The sequence below is a fragment of the Haloarcula mannanilytica genome (assembly GCF_005406125.1).
In the GTDB taxonomy this organism is placed as follows: domain Archaea; phylum Halobacteriota; class Halobacteria; order Halobacteriales; family Haloarculaceae; genus Haloarcula; species Haloarcula mannanilytica.
Window position 1 is genome coordinate 1 of record NZ_BIXZ01000015.1, and the last position, 14,253, is coordinate 14,253.

Consider the following 14,253-nt stretch of genomic DNA (forward strand, 5'->3'; position numbering starts at 1 on the left):
GCGCTTCGCGTTCCTTACTGAGGCCGGGTATTCCTCCCGGCGTGATGGGAACGCCGACGACGACGAAGCCGACGCCCAGCTGGACGAAGAGGCGTGGGGGTGGGTTGACGACAATCGAGCCCAGACGGGTGCGCTAACTGTGCTGGCACATCTCGATACTGCCGATGCTCGGTCGGTCGCTGCGATCAAGCGAGACGACGAGATCGCCTATGCAGACGGCAGTATCGACCGCTATGTGTCGTTCCTCGAAGCCGAGGACATCATCACCGTGGACCGCTCACACGCGTCTAATCGGCTCTCGCTGACGCCACTCGGCTCGGCTGCACAGTCGTACGTCGACCGGGAAGGGAACCCGGTCCATCCGGCCCAATCCCGGCTGCGGGGTGCGTCTTACGGACACCCCTCACAGTCTCGTAAGTGTAGTGTATCGCCCCAGCGTCGCGACCGGACCCCCCCGGCCGAACGGTGGCTTGCCGCGACGGGTTCCGCGCCTGAAGCTGGGTACGTCCAGTGGCTGGGCGATCGCACTGGGTCTCGAGCGGTCGAACCACCCGTTCTCCATCGCCGGTTTGCCGCCGCGAAACGTGTTGACGGCGTCAATTTCGCTGATGCCGACATCCTCGACTGGACTGATGAGGGAGACGCCCCCGACGGCGACGGGCGTGTCTCCTACATCTCGGCGTTCGACGACGAAGCGCTCGTCATCCTGCAGTGGGGCGGCCCTGTCGTCACGCTGGGACGTCTGTGTGGGGCCTTACTCAGCAATCGGATGCTCAGTAAGGCCTTAAATATGGACGCGCTGGGGAAACAGTGGAATCGCGCCCACGACGGCGTCGAGACGTTCAAGAATGACCTCCACGATGTCCTCGTCCAGGCCAAGCAAATCGGCTGGCTCTCCAGTGATGAGCTCGAACATCTGGACAACTGGAGAGAACGCATCGGTGCGTTGCGGTCGGCGCTGCTCTCGAAAGTCGGCCAGTTCGACGAACTGGACTCCGGGCTGCAGAACCAGTTGATGTGTGACCTGCACGGCCTGCTGTGCAGCGCCACGAACGTCTACGACGCTGCCGGAATGGACGTGACGATCAACATCCGGCTTCCCGATCCCGATGCACTCCGGCGCAACAAGAATCAGTACACGAAGTTCCTCAATTTCGCTCGCTACACCATCACCAAGCAGGCCGGCTATCGCGATGCCTACGGCGTCCACAGCTGGTATCGGATGTGCATCGAGGATCGCCCACAGAAGCTCCGGGCGCGGTCTGAATACGATATCGACGACACCGATCCCGTTGCTGACCTACTGGCGTCGTGGATCTTCACTGGCCCCGGCGTCACTGACCTCCTGCCCGACGTCCAGGAGGCCGTCGACGAGGAAGCGACTCGGCTTCGTGACCGGGTCGAGGAGGGGGTCGAAGACGCCGCCATCCTCGATATTCCGATAGCCGAGGCCAATTCGCACGGTCATACCCGGGGGCTCGTCCGGGAATTTGCCGACCGCAAGGGGTTCTCCGACGGCAATCGCGAGGATCTCGACCGACTGACCCGATGCCTGGAAGCAGCACTCGCGACGAACGACCGCGGCCCGGACCCCTGCCTCGTGGCAGATGCACTCGACAGTCTCCAGGCCCGGGATTCTATTTCTGATCGGCTCGACGTCGACGCCATTGAGACCGCGCTGGCTAGTCTCCCCGCCGAATCGATCTTCCCGACGCTCCCGCCGGCAGCACGGCAGATGCTCTCGGCGCTGTTCGCGAGCGACGAGCCGCTGACGCGGCAGGACCTCATCGAAGTGACCTCAGAGAGTTCGTATGACCGCCATCACAAGGCCTTGCGGGCCTTCTTCCTCGTGGAAGATACGGGTGACGGGTTCGTCGCACATCTGGAGCCGTGGTGGGCCTCAACATCGCCGGTGACTGACCCGTACCATGAGGCGAATCCATCGCTGGGAGCCCCGGCAGGGAACCCGTCGCACATCCTTCTGGGGCCGGTTTACGACTCGGGGCTGCTGAATCTCTCGCCGGAGGAGTATACTGACCTCGGGTATCTCGACTACCAGGAGGTCCTTGACGAGCTGGGACTCTCACGATGGCGGCCCATCCTCGAAGCGTTCTGTAGCGATTGCCACGAGCCAACTGAACCATCTTATTCGGACCACTCAGGGGTCCAGATCGGGCCGCAGTCTCCGGCTTTGGACTCCACACAAAAATCGCTCTCAGCTGCTGCAGATTAATACTGGGGTGTCATAGACGAGTTCGCTAGGTGGTTGATTTCGGAACTGCAGACAATGAATCCCCTGCTCACTAAGTCTGCGAATTGACCATTAGACATTTATCGCCACTCGTTAGAAATAACATATGAGTATTCTGTGGCAAGCCGGATACGTCATAGCTATCGTTCTTGGTCTTGCCTACGTCATCTTTCCGAAGAGAGTCCATACGTTTGGATTTGAGTTCCTTCGGCGTTCATCATCCGACCAATCTACGGAGTCTAACACTCCTGTCTGGTTTTATTTGGGATTGGGTGTGCTATTTTTATTCATCGGCGTAACAGGGCTCCTATAAGGGGTATATCATCTGTACTGACCGCCTGACTAACATACGAGAAACATTCTATGACAGGCTAACTGAGGTGGGCTTCGATCCCAATCGATGATACCGCAGGCCACGTTCGTGGGCTCCGTCCAGCAGGCAAATCGTCGCTCGCGATCATGGCGGTATATTTATTGGTTTCAACCAGTTACAATAAGTTACAATGCCTGTTTCGATAGACGACCATGACCCGGATGTCGATCTACGGCCGGGAACAACTAAGTCGGACATCGTCGCGTTCCTCTATCGACACGATGAGTATGGGTACAGCCCGCAGGACCTCCGCAATGAACTCGATATACCGCATGGGACAGCGAAAGTCACACTAAAACGACTGTACGACAGCGGATATATTGACAAGACCCCGGACGGGTACTACCATGCTCGCCGAGACCGCGAGGATCTCTACCGATACACAGCGGCACTGGACGGTCTTGACCGTATGTTCGCCACACACGAGGAACCGGACAGTACTGCCGAACTGGAAGACAATGACGCCGATGCTGAATCGGCCACTCTCACTGACGATGATATCGACGAGGCTGTCGACCTACTCGATGATGCGGATGGGGACAATCCGTGAAATATCCGTCCGGCACACTCGTCTGGGTAAGCCCAGATCCGCACACAAAGAAAGATCAACGGCCCGTTGTTGTCGTCCGGCATCGAGACCGTCCCTATAGTTCCGTCGAGTGTACGGTAATGTGCCTCGGGCATGGATCGCAGACTGAGAACCATCGCACGCCAAAACTTGAGGAAGACATGCACTATACGGGAATCTCGTTCTCGAGTTCGACGTACCTTCTCCCGTGGTCGATTCACACGATTCCGCCGGGGGCGATTCTTCCTGGCGAGCAGGGCCAGCTGACACAGGAGGGGAAGAAACTCGTTGTGAGAGAGTTCGCGAAAATGATGAAGTGAATTTGGTGCGCATTCGATGGAAAAACCAGGCATCGCAGCGAATTACTGACCGAGCTACTAGAATAACCGTAGCTACAACATCTCTTTCAGCCGATCTCGAAGTGGTTTCATTGGTTCCTTGACCTGCTCTTCCACCGCATCAGCTTGCTTTGCCTGTCCTTTCCACCAGTGCTTTTTCGCAACTATCACACACTCTCCCGTTTCCATGCGTGTCAGCTCACCGGCTGTGATCGGACGGCGATCTTCAGTCCGAGTAGTGTGGCTCTGTGTCGTCTGATACGACCCGCCGGTCTGACTTTTCGACCGCGAGCGTGACTGCGATACTGTTTGTTCTCGCTCTTTCCCGATTTCCGTTTGAATGTACCGCGTCGTCTGTTCATCGCCGGGCTGGAAGTACAGACCCTGCGGGCAGTTTCCTAACACTGCTGCCGACTCATCGCCATAGACGGCGTCGAGCTGCCCGACCGTCTGTGCCCCAATCATGACTCGTGCATCCTCACTTCGCCCCCGAGCTGCAAGCCCCGGTAACTCTGTTATCGGCGGGAGAGAGTCAATCTCGTCCAAGATGAAATTTGTCGGCGTTGCCGAGGACCGGGCAATCCGGATTGTCCAGTTAAGCAGCACTTGGTACATCGGAGCAGCCTTGGTCGCCATCGGTCCAGAGCGAATCAACAGCACTCGCCCGTTGGGATTTTCGACATACTCTCGAACGGAAAACTCACCATCAGTCTTGAATTGACCAGTAAATACATCTCCGACATTTTGTGTGAGTTCTGTGTAGACGTTCTCTGAGCCGCTGTTATCTCCTTGCCTAATCTTCTGTGCAGCAGTACGAAGGTCATCGTACTTATTCAGCCGTGTATGTATCTCGTCCTTCGGTTCGTGTACCAGATTATAGATATCGTCGTGGCCAAGTTGGCCAACCGCATCTTGCTTTTCAGCTTCCCGATGGAGATATTTTAGACAGGCAGTAAACACGCTCTCTGCCTTGCGATGGAATGGATTATCTCCGTCAGCCTCTCCGAACACAGACCGTGCAATCTCTTGATAATCCTCTTCTCTTTCAACATCCTGAAAGAGATTCCAGCGGACATCCGTCTCTTCAACCCCGACTCGAAGCACCTCAAACCCACGTTCTCGATAGAATTGTTCGAAGTCGTTTCCAGACTCGTGTACAATGACTGCCGTCCCCTCATCGTGGGGATACTGCTGTGAAAGGAGTTGCATTCCGGTTGTCTTCCCACTCCCGCTCTCACCGAGTACCGCCGTGGAGATGTCTTGCCGGAGTCTGGGTAGTGCCGGAATATCGTCTCCGTCTGTATATTCATCTGAGGTGGCCGATATATCTTCCATCGGCACGACAAATTCGTCAGACTCTCTGATGTACTTGGGTTCTTTCAGATCAAAGATGTTGTCGCCCCAGCGTCGGGTGAGGGGCAGGCTCGCTATCGCGACGCTGAATGCGGCATATGGCCCCAAAAAGAGGACATCAGGGATGCCTGCGAACCCGACACCAGCGATAGACAGTCCGAGCACCTCGCCAATGAAGACGAGCGGGGCCATAATGTGTGCAAATAGGATTACAAGGATCGGCCAGAGTTTGCCTTGCAGCAACGCACCGGCGAAGACGACACTCCCCAGCAGCGCATAACAGGGATAGATCCACCACCAGAGCCGAAACCGACGTAATTTCGGCTGGTCCCATTCGACGTACCACCATGGAACCAGCAACCGTGGCAGCGTCATTGTAAGTAGAACATCGATGAATATCTCCCCGAAACTCTCCTGCCGTTTGCTCGTCTTTGTCTCAGATGTCATCGTAGCCCTCCTGTGCTTGAGTCACTTCGCGCTCTTGCTCCGCCGTGACACTCCGTTCTTGAACGCGCTCTCTACTTCTGAGCCGTGTGCGCTCCCGAAAGCGCTCTCGTGTCTGTTCTCGAAGGTTGGTCAGATCGTCTGTCTCCATGTGTAGATCTCGTTGTTTGCCGATCGCAGCGACGTGTGCGTGTGATTTTCCTGATTCTGGACGAGCGTGGACACCGTAGACGTACTCGACAGAGGGTTTCTCTGCTTTCCAGTCGTTGAGCGTTGAGCGAGTACACTGGTCAATTTCTGCTGCAGTGTAGCCCGCATCCGGATCAGGCGCAATGATGAACTGGCGCTGCATATCGGCTGTCTCAGACCGCTCGACGAACGCTTCAATTTCTTTTTCGCTCAGCTTGCGGCCAGTCGAATCTCGGATCTCGACTGTCCGCTCTGCATCTTCACTGATGTAGGTGATCAGGTTGCCGGCGCTGCCTGTCTGGAAGTCCGATTTCACGATCATTCGAACTCCCAATCCCGGTCATCAGATTTTGCCGAAGCACTACTCTCGGTCTCAGACGGCGTGGGATTCTGTTCCCGGGCGCTCTCGATATCACCGCCAACTGCGTCCATGTCCTCTCGGAGCCGTTCGGTGCCAACATTGAGGGCGTGTTGTCGCTGTGGATCGTCATATTCGTCTTTGACGAGTTCCCAGACTGCTATCGAATAGACGCCTGATTTCGCGACGAGGTCCTCGAGGCCTTCCGTGGCTTCGGCAACCTCATCCCGTGCCTCGGCGACAAGTTCCTGAATACGCTGTTCGGCCCGATGTTCACGCGCCTGGTCATCGACAGCTCCGTCGTGGATGTGCTGGTCGAGAACCTGTGCAATATAGGTTGAGGCAGAGACATCTTCAGCCTCTGCTCGCCGCTCGATTTCACGCGCTACGTCGCCGTCGACGTAGGTCGTGAGCTGCTCATTTCGTCCCATCGCGTTAGCAGTCCTTGCCTTCGCGAAGGCTGTGGTTTTGACCTATGGGCAAGTTAAAGAGTTGCAGCACTCCCTCTTTATTCGCTCTACGTCTGGTGGTTTTACCTGCAGTATACAGAGGTCGTGCTGCAGAATGTGCAGTACAAGAATACGGGTCTTGGAGGGTTGCAAAGTGCGGTCGATTCCAGCGCACACACCTGAGTTTTCACCCTGATATAAAATGCGTTACCAGACCACGGTGAAAGTGAACGACTCAAAAATATTTTATACTCTGCTTTGACTGTGGCATCTACCTGTCCTCACACACCACCACCAGCACCGACCTGCACGCCGGTTTCTGGCGTGTCGCCACTGTACCACGAATCATCGACGGCGGACTCGTCGAGGACCGAGACCCGCCATTCGCCGGGCTGTTCCATCTTGATGAGCAGCTGGACGTCGGTATCCGGGTTGCCCTCGTCGTCCAGGAGGCCACACATTTCGAGCTCGTCTTTCGGAAGCGTCACCAGGCCGCTCCCGCTACGAGCGGAGAGTTTGTTGATATTTGGCATGAATCTGTCACCGCCATCGTCCGTCGATGGCTACACTCTTGCCGTTCGGTGGTACCCAGCGTAAAAACCAAACCCATTTTGACACCAGACTGTTGACACTTGTCGCAATGGGCTCGTGTTTTACTAGTACTCCCCACCCAGCCTGACCCATGGTATCGGCCGTGACCTGCCAGAACTGCGGTGCGCGTGTCGACGCACAGTACGCCCGTGTGTTTGGGAACGAACACACCGAAGTCCATGCTTGCCGGAACTGTTCCACCCAAGGCGCGGTCGCGAACGGCGCCGCCGTCGACGCCGATCGAGATGGGACGCTCCTGGTCCATCGCCCTGGCGTCGACGAGCCAGTCGAAGCTACCTTCCACGAGACAGATTCCGACAAGGACTGTACTACCGAGGGCCGCGTCACGCTCGAGGAGTTGCGGGAGCGGTCGGTGACCATGCAGGATTCGACAACTGAGCACACCGAAGACGACGCATTTGCCGCACTGGTCGCCGAGTAACAACGCCACCTGATTTTTGATCGCCTGAAGCCGGCAGTTCGGTGACCGCCACTTCGGGACCATCCCGGGTGTTACCCATGAAACCTCTCGGTAATGATGGGATTCACAGTTTGAGTTCTGCAAACGCGTTATCGATGACGTCTTCTCTGGTGTCCTACTCGCTCCCGACGTTGTTGAGCGCGCTGTTCAGTTCGAAGAGTTCTTTGATGACATCGCTGTCCGCAACTCGGTATCGACGTGGGGACGTGTCTGGAACCGCTTCGATGAGTTCGACCTCGAGTAAGAGGTCGGTATAGTTGCCGACCGTCTGGCGTGTAACGCCTGCATGCTCTGCGAGTTCGGTTTTGTTGAACTCACGATTCGGTGGGAGATCGAGCAACGCGTCGACGAGAATCGGGATCGCATCGTGCTGCGTGAGGTAGAGCCACCCGCTGGGGTGTTGCTTTCGGAGTTCCTTCTTCTCCCCGCGGTCGGCCGCGTGGTCCATACTGCTCATACAGGATAACTGCTCTACGCGTGTATAAGCATTTGCACTAGTGTTAACCACTATTAACAGGTGTTATATACGAGTGGCTTTATCGCTCGATTATGGAGAAGCCGTCGGTGAAATGTGCCCTCTTGGCTACGATGATTGCCAAACACAAATGGGGCACGCCGATTACAGAGGAGGCTCTGCTGAATCTCTCGGCTATTGGCGACGACTATCCAACAGCGCGTGAAGTCTACGCAGACCTCCGGAGTGGGCCGTATATCATCTATCGCGGCACTCGTGGTATCGAACTCGACAAGAGCAACTTCGACAGCCTCGCCGATGTCCTGTACCACGAGTGTGGCTGGGAAGCCTGGGAAATTGAGAGTCGCCTGAAACACTACGAGGGAATCGACGATCACGACTGGTCGTAACAACCAATCTGGGTTCTCCTTCGTAGCTGTCTCCTCTGTGGTTTTCGGTGAATGTTCTAAGTGGTCATCGCTCGTGGTGTCAAGCGTTCAAAGGTAGTCTGAGAACCAATCCGGAGCGCCGGTGTACTCGGCCCAGCAGCGCTTGTGGCACGGCTCTCCTCGGGCGTTCGGTATCGCGCGGTCAAGGTCGACCATCTCACCACAGAGGTCACACTCGGCGCGGTGGCCCATCTGGCGCTGTTCAACTGAGAGATCCTTTGTCTCGATGTGGAGCTCGTGCAGTGCCCGGGGAGTGAGTCGGACCAGCACCTTCTCGCGGTCGTCTTCGTCCCGCTTCTCTGGTGTGTACGTGAGCACCCAGTCTTGGCTTTCCTCACCATCGCCGGCCGGGCCCAGGGAGATCGTCTGTGCCAACTCGTCCGGAACGTAGTGCCATTCGTTGTCGGCAAACCGTGGGTAGTGGCCTGTCGGTCGCGGGTTCTCGGGGTCGATGTCGTCTTCGGTCATAGTGACTCGACCTCCTGGAACGCATAGTCAATGACGTCCTCGCTGGGGGCGTTCAGATACGGCTCAATCGCGGCGAATGAATCCCACCCACCTACGGCCATCACGACGCGGGGGTTCATTTGTTCGTCGACGAGGAGTCGCTGGGCGAAGCGGCGGCGGAGATCGTGGGTACTCACTTTCTCGAAGTCGGCATCGCCAGTCGCTTCAGCCGCCCGTGCAGCTGTCCGTCGAACCGCTGCTCTGACTCCGGGCTGGCTCAAATCGATAAAGGGGTCCTTCGGGGCGATGTTGTGCTCGTTCTGATACCGTTGGAGGTCGCGCTCGACGTCGGCGGGGAGGAAGGCATCGCGAGGCTTCCCACCGTTGCCGCTGGTATCCTTCCCGGCCTGGACACGGAGCCGATACTGTCCGCTGTCGGTCTGCTTGACGTCGACGGGCCGGACCTGTGGAATCTCGAAGGCGCGCAGGCCGACGAACGCGCCTAGCTGGATGATGAGGTCGTCACGCTGACTGGTGGTCGCTCGTCGAAGATCCTCAATCTCGGGGTCGGTGAGCCACACTTTGTACTCGTTTCCAGCAGTCGATTCGATCCGCATTACGATTACTTATGTTTCCGTTACTAAAGAGGGTACTGGTCGGTCGAAGACACCACGGTTTCCGCTGCTATGGGGCACATCTGTTACGACTAATATGACAAGCCGTCATTAGCTCTATCGTTAGTCTAAACCCTAACACTCTTACTGTTAGGATACAAACTAACAATTATCGATGGGCGACGATGTTGTGGTACAGGAAGATGAGATTCAAGCCTACGATGACGGGACTGTCGCTCGCGTACGCATCCTCGAAGTGCCCGAGTCTGACCAGTACCCAGACGGCGTCAAGTATGCGTTTCACTATGGGGTGGCTGGTGCTGAGGATCCCATCATTCGTTTCGACAACCATCACGGTCCACACGAACTGCACATCGCGGGACAAGTCCTCGAGATCGAATTCGACGGACTTCAGCCACTGTATCAGGCGTGGCGTGCTGCACTCCCGCCCGAGAAACGCATCGAATGGTAGCAACCCTACACGCACACACGAACCCATGACCCGAACACTCCACATCACGATTGGTACGCGTCCCGACCGCAGCGGCCTTGAGGATACCCTTGCGGCTATCGATGAGGGCGAGGATGTTGAATCAAACCCGTCTCGACTGAGTATCGAAAGTCTCGCAACGTTCGGCCGTATCTTCCGGCCGACGAATCTGAAACTCTTGGAGGCGATCGTCGAACACGAACCGGATAGCATCCGCGAACTCGCACGCATTGTGGACCGACATCCACCCGAAGTGACCGAGAACGTCCACGAACTGGCGGACTATGGTCTGCTCGAGCTCGAAGACGAGGGACGGGCCAAGCGGCCGACTGTCTGGTATGATGAATTCGAGTTCTCTGGTGATGTGCCGCTGCGCGGACTCGACACCGGTAGTGATACGCCGATTGCTCCGTGAGGCCGCCACTTCCATCTTATTTTCAGTATTCGAATATATGGCCGGTCTCAGAATCGGCCGGTAGCAGCTTCGAACTGCTGACTCCCAATTCCGCCCCCTGCACGCGCGGGTATTAAATGAACTGGAGGGGGGAGGGGATGGATGGCATCATTCCTTGCCGCTATTACGCAGTCGCTCACTCACACTGATTTCGCCGAAACACTCTAGGAAATCCGGCTAGTTATCTTGACATATACACCGATGACTGATTCCGATTCACCGACTGCGACTACCCACCGACAAGCCGAGATCGTCGCCGCACTTGGTTTGTCCGAGTTCACGCCAGACGACTACACCGAACCGTCGTATCTGGCGGCGGCGCTCGATGCCGGCTTCGACGTCGCGGACCTGGCAATCGCACACGAGGTTTCGAAACGAACCATCTATCGCGCGATTAACCGCCACGATATCGACCACGAGACGCCGCCGAAGAACGGCCCCGCTCGCCGGCTCTGGAACAGTTATCCCGACACGATTTCGGGTGATGACTGATGGGGACGGCTGCTGGCGTCGACGCCGGCGCGGCCCCGGCGCTCGTCGAGACGATCCAGGCTATCGAAGAGGGTGATGTACTTGTGGTCAACGGCGACACACGCACTTGGGACGTCACTGATGTCGTCGAGCGGTCCATCGAGGACCCGACCGACGACCGCGAATCAAAACGCGTGCTTCGACTCAATGCTCGGTCGGCGGTGTTCGGACTGGAACTGGTCAGCTATCCCGACCATCATGAGGCCTCGCTGCACGCGCTCGAGTCGCCGGACTGGACTGAAGACGGACGCGTCTTCGACGTCGACGACGTCGAGGTGCTGACCCAGCGAGTCCCGTGGGTGGTCGTCAGCGGCGGGCCAGCTGCAAAGTACCACTTCCCGGACCCGCAGGCGGCCGCCTACGGCGAAGCCGCGCCCGCTTGTGGCGCTGGAAACCAGGGGTCAACGTACCGAATCACCCGGTGCAATGCGGTCGTCCCTGCGTATTCTGGGTGCAAGGACTGTCTGCGCCACGCGAAACCAGTTGGACTCCAGCCAGTCCAGTGTCCCGACTGTGGGAAGCACATCTGTCAGGGTATCCTCCAAGGCGAACAGGTTGCAGCTGTTGATGGATTCTCGATTACCTGTCCACAGTGTGAGTTCGATGGCACAGTTGAGGTCGCCTTCGAGAACTGACGGAGCACTGCCCCTGGGGTAGGTCGCCATTCATAGAGCTGCCGTGGATAAACTGTATCCTGCTATAGTGAATCCAAACGCTCTCGTATCTCCGAAGCGTCCAAATCGTCCAAACTCTCCAAACCGTATTTGACGACGAGTGGATAGAATGCGCGGTTCTTCTCGAACTCCTCGTCGTACTCGTACTCGTACTCGGCTTTGAGGACGTTGTAGAGCCGTTCCAATTCCTTCTTCTGGGTTTTCGGGAGATACATGTACGTCCCGACCTGCTCATCTTTGACCGAACTGTCGTCACCGTCACTGGATTCGTCTTGGTTGTCTGGTTCGGACGGTTTGGATGGTTTGGACGGTTTGTCTACTTCGGCTGGTTCGGCTGTCTTGGACGAGCTCTCTTCCTGGACGCGTTCTTGTGATTCTTTCCGCCGTTGCCGCAGGCGTTCGGAGCGATCGTCGCTCATGCAGTCACCTCCTGGAATTCGAACTGTTCGTCGAGGTTCGCGGCCATCGCCTCAAAGACCTCTATCTGATCACAGTCAGACTCTTCGACGAAGATGGACGCGCCGTTCGACAGCGCCCGCTGGATCGCTGCTCGCTCGCGGACTTCCCATACTGGTGTATCGTCGAAGGCGTTCCGAATCCAGTCAATCATCTCGTTGGCCTGTGTCTTTCGAACGTCGATACGGTTGATCACGACGCCACACTCGTCGATGCTGATCTCGTAATCGCGCGTGAGTGCGTCGACGTGGTCGAACAAGAGTTCGAAGGCCCGCTTGCTCGTGTCTTCGGCGAGCGCTGGAATGAGGACATTCTGCGCGGCGAATAAGGCGTTGTCCATGAGGTTCCCGAGGAACGGCGGGCAGTCGATGATGACGTAGTCGTACTCGTCCTCGATGTGTTCCAGTGCCATCGCCAGTTGCTCGCCCGAGCGACGGGAGAGCGTGAGCTCTGGCTCGACGGCAGTCATGTCGATGTTTGAGGGGATGACCGACATCTCCTCGTGCTCACGGACGAGTTCACCGATGCGGTCGCGCTGCTCGGAATCACTGAGGATATCGAACAGCGACGGGGGCTCGCTATCGTACGCTTCGCGAAGGCCGAGGTTCTCCGTGGCGTTCCCCTGCGGGTCGAGGTCAACGAAGAGGACGTCCCGGCCACGGGCGTTCAGCGCACCGGCGGCGTTGATCGCGACGGCCGTCTTGCCGACACCGCCTTTCTGGTTACTGACAGCTATTTTGGCTGGTTCGGCCATACAAACTGTACAAACTGTCCGAACCACTTAGTACTGCGTCAGACAACGATCGACCCGAGATGCAGCCCCCCTCTCGAAGTGCCCTTCTAAACCACTCCACAGTACGCATATCGAATGAGAACTCTGCTTCTGCTGCTGGAAGATCCATCTGAAATATGCTCTATCGACAGTGGCATATTGTCCTCGTCATTTCAACCGCTAAAGCGGCCGTCTGCAACAGTTCGCCGTGATCCACGATTTCGACGGCTTTACCCCTTCAACCCCACAAGGGTCCGTCTGTAACGCCGTTTTCGCGGACACTATCGCCATCATACCCGCGGCTTCAACCCCACAAGGGTCCGTCTGTAACCAGCCATCAGATGCCCCTCACGATTTTGCGGAGCTTCAACCGCCCGAGGGTCCGTCTGTAACGCGTCCAGCCACACCCACAACAGGACTTCGGGCCGCCGCTTCAACCGCCCGAGGGTCCGTCTGTAACGTGTGTGATAGTGGAACAGGAGGGGTTCTGCCGGGTGCTTCAACCCCACAAGGGTCCGTCTGTAACGCGTCCTGCTTGTCCATGTATCGCTCTTTCCCCAGCGCTTCAACCGCCCAAGGGTCCGTCTGTAACCCAGCAAGCACGTCCGTGTAGTCGGTGACGCGGACGCTTCAACCGCCCAAGGGTCCGTCTGTAACGATGATTCGGGCGAGTGTGGACACGCTTCGGGAGGCTTCAACCGCCCAAGGGTCCGTCTGTAACTCGAAGCCGAATCACCGTTGACCACGACGGCCCGCTTCAACCGCCCAAGGGTCCGTCTGTAACCCCGGCGGCGTCGATGCTGGGCAGGTCCGGATCTTGGCGCTTCAACCCCACAAGAGTCCGTCTGTAACGTAGAACTGCCCGCTGGCGTTCTGGTCGATCTTTCTGCTTCAACCCCACAAGAGTCCGTCTGTAACGTAGAACTGCCCGCTGGCGTTCTGGTCGATCTTTCTGCTTCAACCCCACAAGAGTCCGTCTGTAACGTTTGTCGAGGACTCCGAGGACCTGATAATCCGGACAAAGCTTCAACCCCACAAGAGTCCGTCTGTAACTGGCGTACCTCCGTCGGGAGACGGGGGAGTGGATCGCTTCAACCCCACAAGAGTCCGTCTGTAACCGTCGTACGTGGGGCTTTCGGACCGGCCGACGCCGCTTCAACCCCACAAGAGTCCGTCTGTAACGGAGCACACAGTGACACAGGATCCAACGGTCTACGTGCTTCAACCCCACAAGAGTCCGTCTGTAACCTCCTATCCGCGGCTTGAGGAGTGGGCCGAGCGCGGGCTTCAACCCCACAAGAGTCCGTCTGTAACCAGATTTTGACGGGTCATACTGACTGCTCGAACACGCTTCAACCCCACAAGAGTCCGTCTGTAACCATGCCCGATTTCCGGAGCACAGCCTATCTCTAGCGTGGTTTCACTTCACTATTTTCGTCGACCGGCAATACCCCCTGAACCCCTGGGGGGTCGACGATAGCTGCAGAAATTGCTGGTCATCACTGGATACCGAGCAG

Annotated in this window: 18 protein-coding genes and 1 CRISPR repeat array; of the genes, 9 read left to right on the forward strand and 9 right to left on the reverse strand. The window is 57.2% G+C overall.

Annotated elements, in window-relative coordinates; genetic code table 11:
- The 3 genes from Harman_RS19970 to Harman_RS21825 all read left to right on the forward strand — a co-directional run.
- On the forward strand, positions 1-2,233 hold a 2,233-nt coding region (locus tag Harman_RS19970; RefSeq protein ID WP_137685444.1), incomplete at its 5' end, for an aminotransferase.
- 521 nt (positions 2,234-2,754) lie between these two features.
- Positions 2,755-3,174, forward strand: a complete 420-nt coding sequence (locus tag Harman_RS19980; RefSeq protein WP_137685446.1) for a MarR family transcriptional regulator — start codon at positions 2,755-2,757, stop codon at positions 3,172-3,174.
- 179 nt (positions 3,175-3,353) lie between these two features.
- A complete protein-coding gene (locus Harman_RS21825) occupies positions 3,354-3,512 on the forward strand; it encodes a hypothetical protein (protein WP_235007281.1) in 159 nt (52 codons plus the stop codon).
- Between the two features lie 72 nt (positions 3,513-3,584).
- Here Harman_RS21825 and Harman_RS19990 read toward each other — a convergent pair whose 3' ends face one another.
- From Harman_RS19990 to Harman_RS20005, 4 genes are all read right to left on the reverse strand, one after another.
- Positions 3,585-5,330: a type IV secretion system DNA-binding domain-containing protein gene (locus Harman_RS19990; RefSeq protein ID WP_137685448.1), complete on the reverse strand. Its 1,746-nt coding sequence runs from the start codon at positions 5,328-5,330 to the stop codon at positions 3,585-3,587.
- A complete protein-coding gene (locus tag Harman_RS19995; protein ID WP_137685449.1) occupies positions 5,320-5,838 on the reverse strand; it encodes a hypothetical protein in 519 nt (172 codons plus the stop codon). The genes Harman_RS19990 and Harman_RS19995 overlap by 11 nt, the downstream gene beginning before the upstream one ends.
- On the reverse strand, positions 5,835-6,305 hold the full coding sequence (locus Harman_RS20000) for a hypothetical protein (RefSeq protein ID WP_137685450.1): 471 nt from the start codon (positions 6,303-6,305) through the stop codon (positions 5,835-5,837). The genes Harman_RS19995 and Harman_RS20000 overlap by 4 nt, the downstream gene beginning before the upstream one ends.
- 299 nt (positions 6,306-6,604) lie before the next feature.
- Positions 6,605-6,856, reverse strand: coding sequence for a hypothetical protein (locus Harman_RS20005; RefSeq protein ID WP_137685451.1), 252 nt, complete (start codon positions 6,854-6,856; stop codon positions 6,605-6,607).
- A gap of 149 nt (positions 6,857-7,005) precedes the next feature.
- Between Harman_RS20005 and Harman_RS20010 the strand changes: the two genes are divergently transcribed.
- Positions 7,006-7,356, forward strand: coding sequence for a DUF7563 family protein (locus Harman_RS20010; RefSeq protein ID WP_137685452.1), 351 nt, complete (start codon positions 7,006-7,008; stop codon positions 7,354-7,356).
- Between the two features lie 154 nt (positions 7,357-7,510).
- On the opposite strand, the gene Harman_RS20015 is transcribed toward Harman_RS20010, so the two are convergent.
- Positions 7,511-7,852, reverse strand: coding sequence for a hypothetical protein (locus tag Harman_RS20015; RefSeq protein ID WP_200831017.1), 342 nt, complete (start codon positions 7,850-7,852; stop codon positions 7,511-7,513).
- 92 nt (positions 7,853-7,944) lie between these two features.
- Between Harman_RS20015 and Harman_RS20020 the strand changes: the two genes are divergently transcribed.
- On the forward strand, positions 7,945-8,259 hold the full coding sequence (locus Harman_RS20020; protein WP_137685453.1) for a hypothetical protein: 315 nt from the start codon (positions 7,945-7,947) through the stop codon (positions 8,257-8,259).
- An 87-nt stretch (positions 8,260-8,346) separates the two neighbouring features.
- On the opposite strand, the gene Harman_RS20025 is transcribed toward Harman_RS20020, so the two are convergent.
- Both Harman_RS20025 and Harman_RS20030 read right to left on the reverse strand, forming a co-directional pair.
- The gene (locus Harman_RS20025; RefSeq protein WP_137685454.1) at positions 8,347-8,766 is read right to left on the reverse strand and encodes a hypothetical protein; all 420 of its coding nucleotides are present in this window, start codon (positions 8,764-8,766) and stop codon (positions 8,347-8,349) included.
- On the reverse strand, positions 8,763-9,362 hold the full coding sequence (locus Harman_RS20030) for a site-specific integrase (RefSeq protein WP_137685455.1): 600 nt from the start codon (positions 9,360-9,362) through the stop codon (positions 8,763-8,765). The genes Harman_RS20025 and Harman_RS20030 overlap by 4 nt, the downstream gene beginning before the upstream one ends.
- Before the next feature lie 172 nt (positions 9,363-9,534).
- Between Harman_RS20030 and Harman_RS20035 the strand changes: the two genes are divergently transcribed.
- From Harman_RS20035 to Harman_RS20050, 4 genes are all read left to right on the forward strand, one after another.
- A complete protein-coding gene (locus tag Harman_RS20035; RefSeq protein WP_137685456.1) occupies positions 9,535-9,831 on the forward strand; it encodes a toxin-antitoxin system TumE family protein in 297 nt (98 codons plus the stop codon).
- A gap of 25 nt (positions 9,832-9,856) precedes the next feature.
- Positions 9,857-10,264: an HVO_A0114 family putative DNA-binding protein gene (locus Harman_RS20040; RefSeq protein ID WP_137685457.1), complete on the forward strand. Its 408-nt coding sequence runs from the start codon at positions 9,857-9,859 to the stop codon at positions 10,262-10,264.
- A gap of 240 nt (positions 10,265-10,504) precedes the next feature.
- A complete protein-coding gene (locus tag Harman_RS20045; protein WP_137685458.1) occupies positions 10,505-10,795 on the forward strand; it encodes a hypothetical protein in 291 nt (96 codons plus the stop codon).
- The gene (locus Harman_RS20050; RefSeq protein WP_137685459.1) at positions 10,795-11,469 is read left to right on the forward strand and encodes a hypothetical protein; all 675 of its coding nucleotides are present in this window, start codon (positions 10,795-10,797) and stop codon (positions 11,467-11,469) included. Before Harman_RS20045 ends, Harman_RS20050 begins: the two co-directional genes overlap by 1 nt.
- A 62-nt stretch (positions 11,470-11,531) precedes the next feature.
- Here the strand turns inward: Harman_RS20050 and Harman_RS20055 are convergent, their stop codons facing one another.
- Together Harman_RS20055 and Harman_RS20060 are read right to left on the reverse strand one after the other, a co-directional pair.
- The gene (locus Harman_RS20055) at positions 11,532-11,927 is read right to left on the reverse strand and encodes a hypothetical protein (protein WP_137685460.1); all 396 of its coding nucleotides are present in this window, start codon (positions 11,925-11,927) and stop codon (positions 11,532-11,534) included.
- Positions 11,924-12,718 carry a ParA family protein gene (locus Harman_RS20060; protein WP_137685461.1) on the reverse strand — a complete coding sequence of 265 codons (795 nt, stop codon included), beginning with the start codon at positions 12,716-12,718 and terminating at the stop codon, positions 11,924-11,926. The genes Harman_RS20055 and Harman_RS20060 overlap by 4 nt, the downstream gene beginning before the upstream one ends.
- Positions 12,719-12,971: 253 nt before the next feature.
- Positions 12,972-14,115: direct repeats of the CRISPR family, unit length 30 nt; unit sequence GCTTCAACCGCCCAAGGGTCCGTCTGTAAC.
- Positions 14,116-14,253: the final 138 nt, after the last annotated feature.

Coding starts and splice junctions, on each gene's coding strand:
- Harman_RS20050 (WP_137685459.1), top strand. CDS start 10,795: ATGGGGACGGCTGCTGGCGTCGACGCCGGCGCGGCCCCGGCGCTCGTC.
- Harman_RS20035 (WP_137685456.1), top strand. CDS start 9,535: ATGGGCGACGATGTTGTGGTACAGGAAGATGAGATTCAAGCCTACGAT.
- Harman_RS21825 (WP_235007281.1), top strand. CDS start 3,354: ATGCACTATACGGGAATCTCGTTCTCGAGTTCGACGTACCTTCTCCCG.
- Harman_RS19995 (WP_137685449.1), bottom strand. CDS start 5,838: ATGATCGTGAAATCGGACTTCCAGACAGGCAGCGCCGGCAACCTGATC.
- Harman_RS20060 (WP_137685461.1), bottom strand. CDS start 12,718: ATGGCCGAACCAGCCAAAATAGCTGTCAGTAACCAGAAAGGCGGTGTC.
- Harman_RS19980 (WP_137685446.1), top strand. CDS start 2,755: ATGCCTGTTTCGATAGACGACCATGACCCGGATGTCGATCTACGGCCG.
- Harman_RS20000 (WP_137685450.1), bottom strand. CDS start 6,305: ATGGGACGAAATGAGCAGCTCACGACCTACGTCGACGGCGACGTAGCG.
- Harman_RS20030 (WP_137685455.1), bottom strand. CDS start 9,362: ATGCGGATCGAATCGACTGCTGGAAACGAGTACAAAGTGTGGCTCACC.
- Harman_RS20020 (WP_137685453.1), top strand. CDS start 7,945: ATGGAGAAGCCGTCGGTGAAATGTGCCCTCTTGGCTACGATGATTGCC.
- Harman_RS20005 (WP_137685451.1), bottom strand. CDS start 6,856: ATGCCAAATATCAACAAACTCTCCGCTCGTAGCGGGAGCGGCCTGGTG.
- Harman_RS20040 (WP_137685457.1), top strand. CDS start 9,857: ATGACCCGAACACTCCACATCACGATTGGTACGCGTCCCGACCGCAGC.
- Harman_RS20025 (WP_137685454.1), bottom strand. CDS start 8,766: ATGACCGAAGACGACATCGACCCCGAGAACCCGCGACCGACAGGCCAC.
- Harman_RS20010 (WP_137685452.1), top strand. CDS start 7,006: ATGGTATCGGCCGTGACCTGCCAGAACTGCGGTGCGCGTGTCGACGCA.
- Harman_RS19990 (WP_137685448.1), bottom strand. CDS start 5,330: ATGACATCTGAGACAAAGACGAGCAAACGGCAGGAGAGTTTCGGGGAG.
- Harman_RS20015 (WP_200831017.1), bottom strand. CDS start 7,852: ATGAGCAGTATGGACCACGCGGCCGACCGCGGGGAGAAGAAGGAACTC.
- Harman_RS20055 (WP_137685460.1), bottom strand. CDS start 11,927: ATGAGCGACGATCGCTCCGAACGCCTGCGGCAACGGCGGAAAGAATCA.
- Harman_RS20045 (WP_137685458.1), top strand. CDS start 10,505: ATGACTGATTCCGATTCACCGACTGCGACTACCCACCGACAAGCCGAG.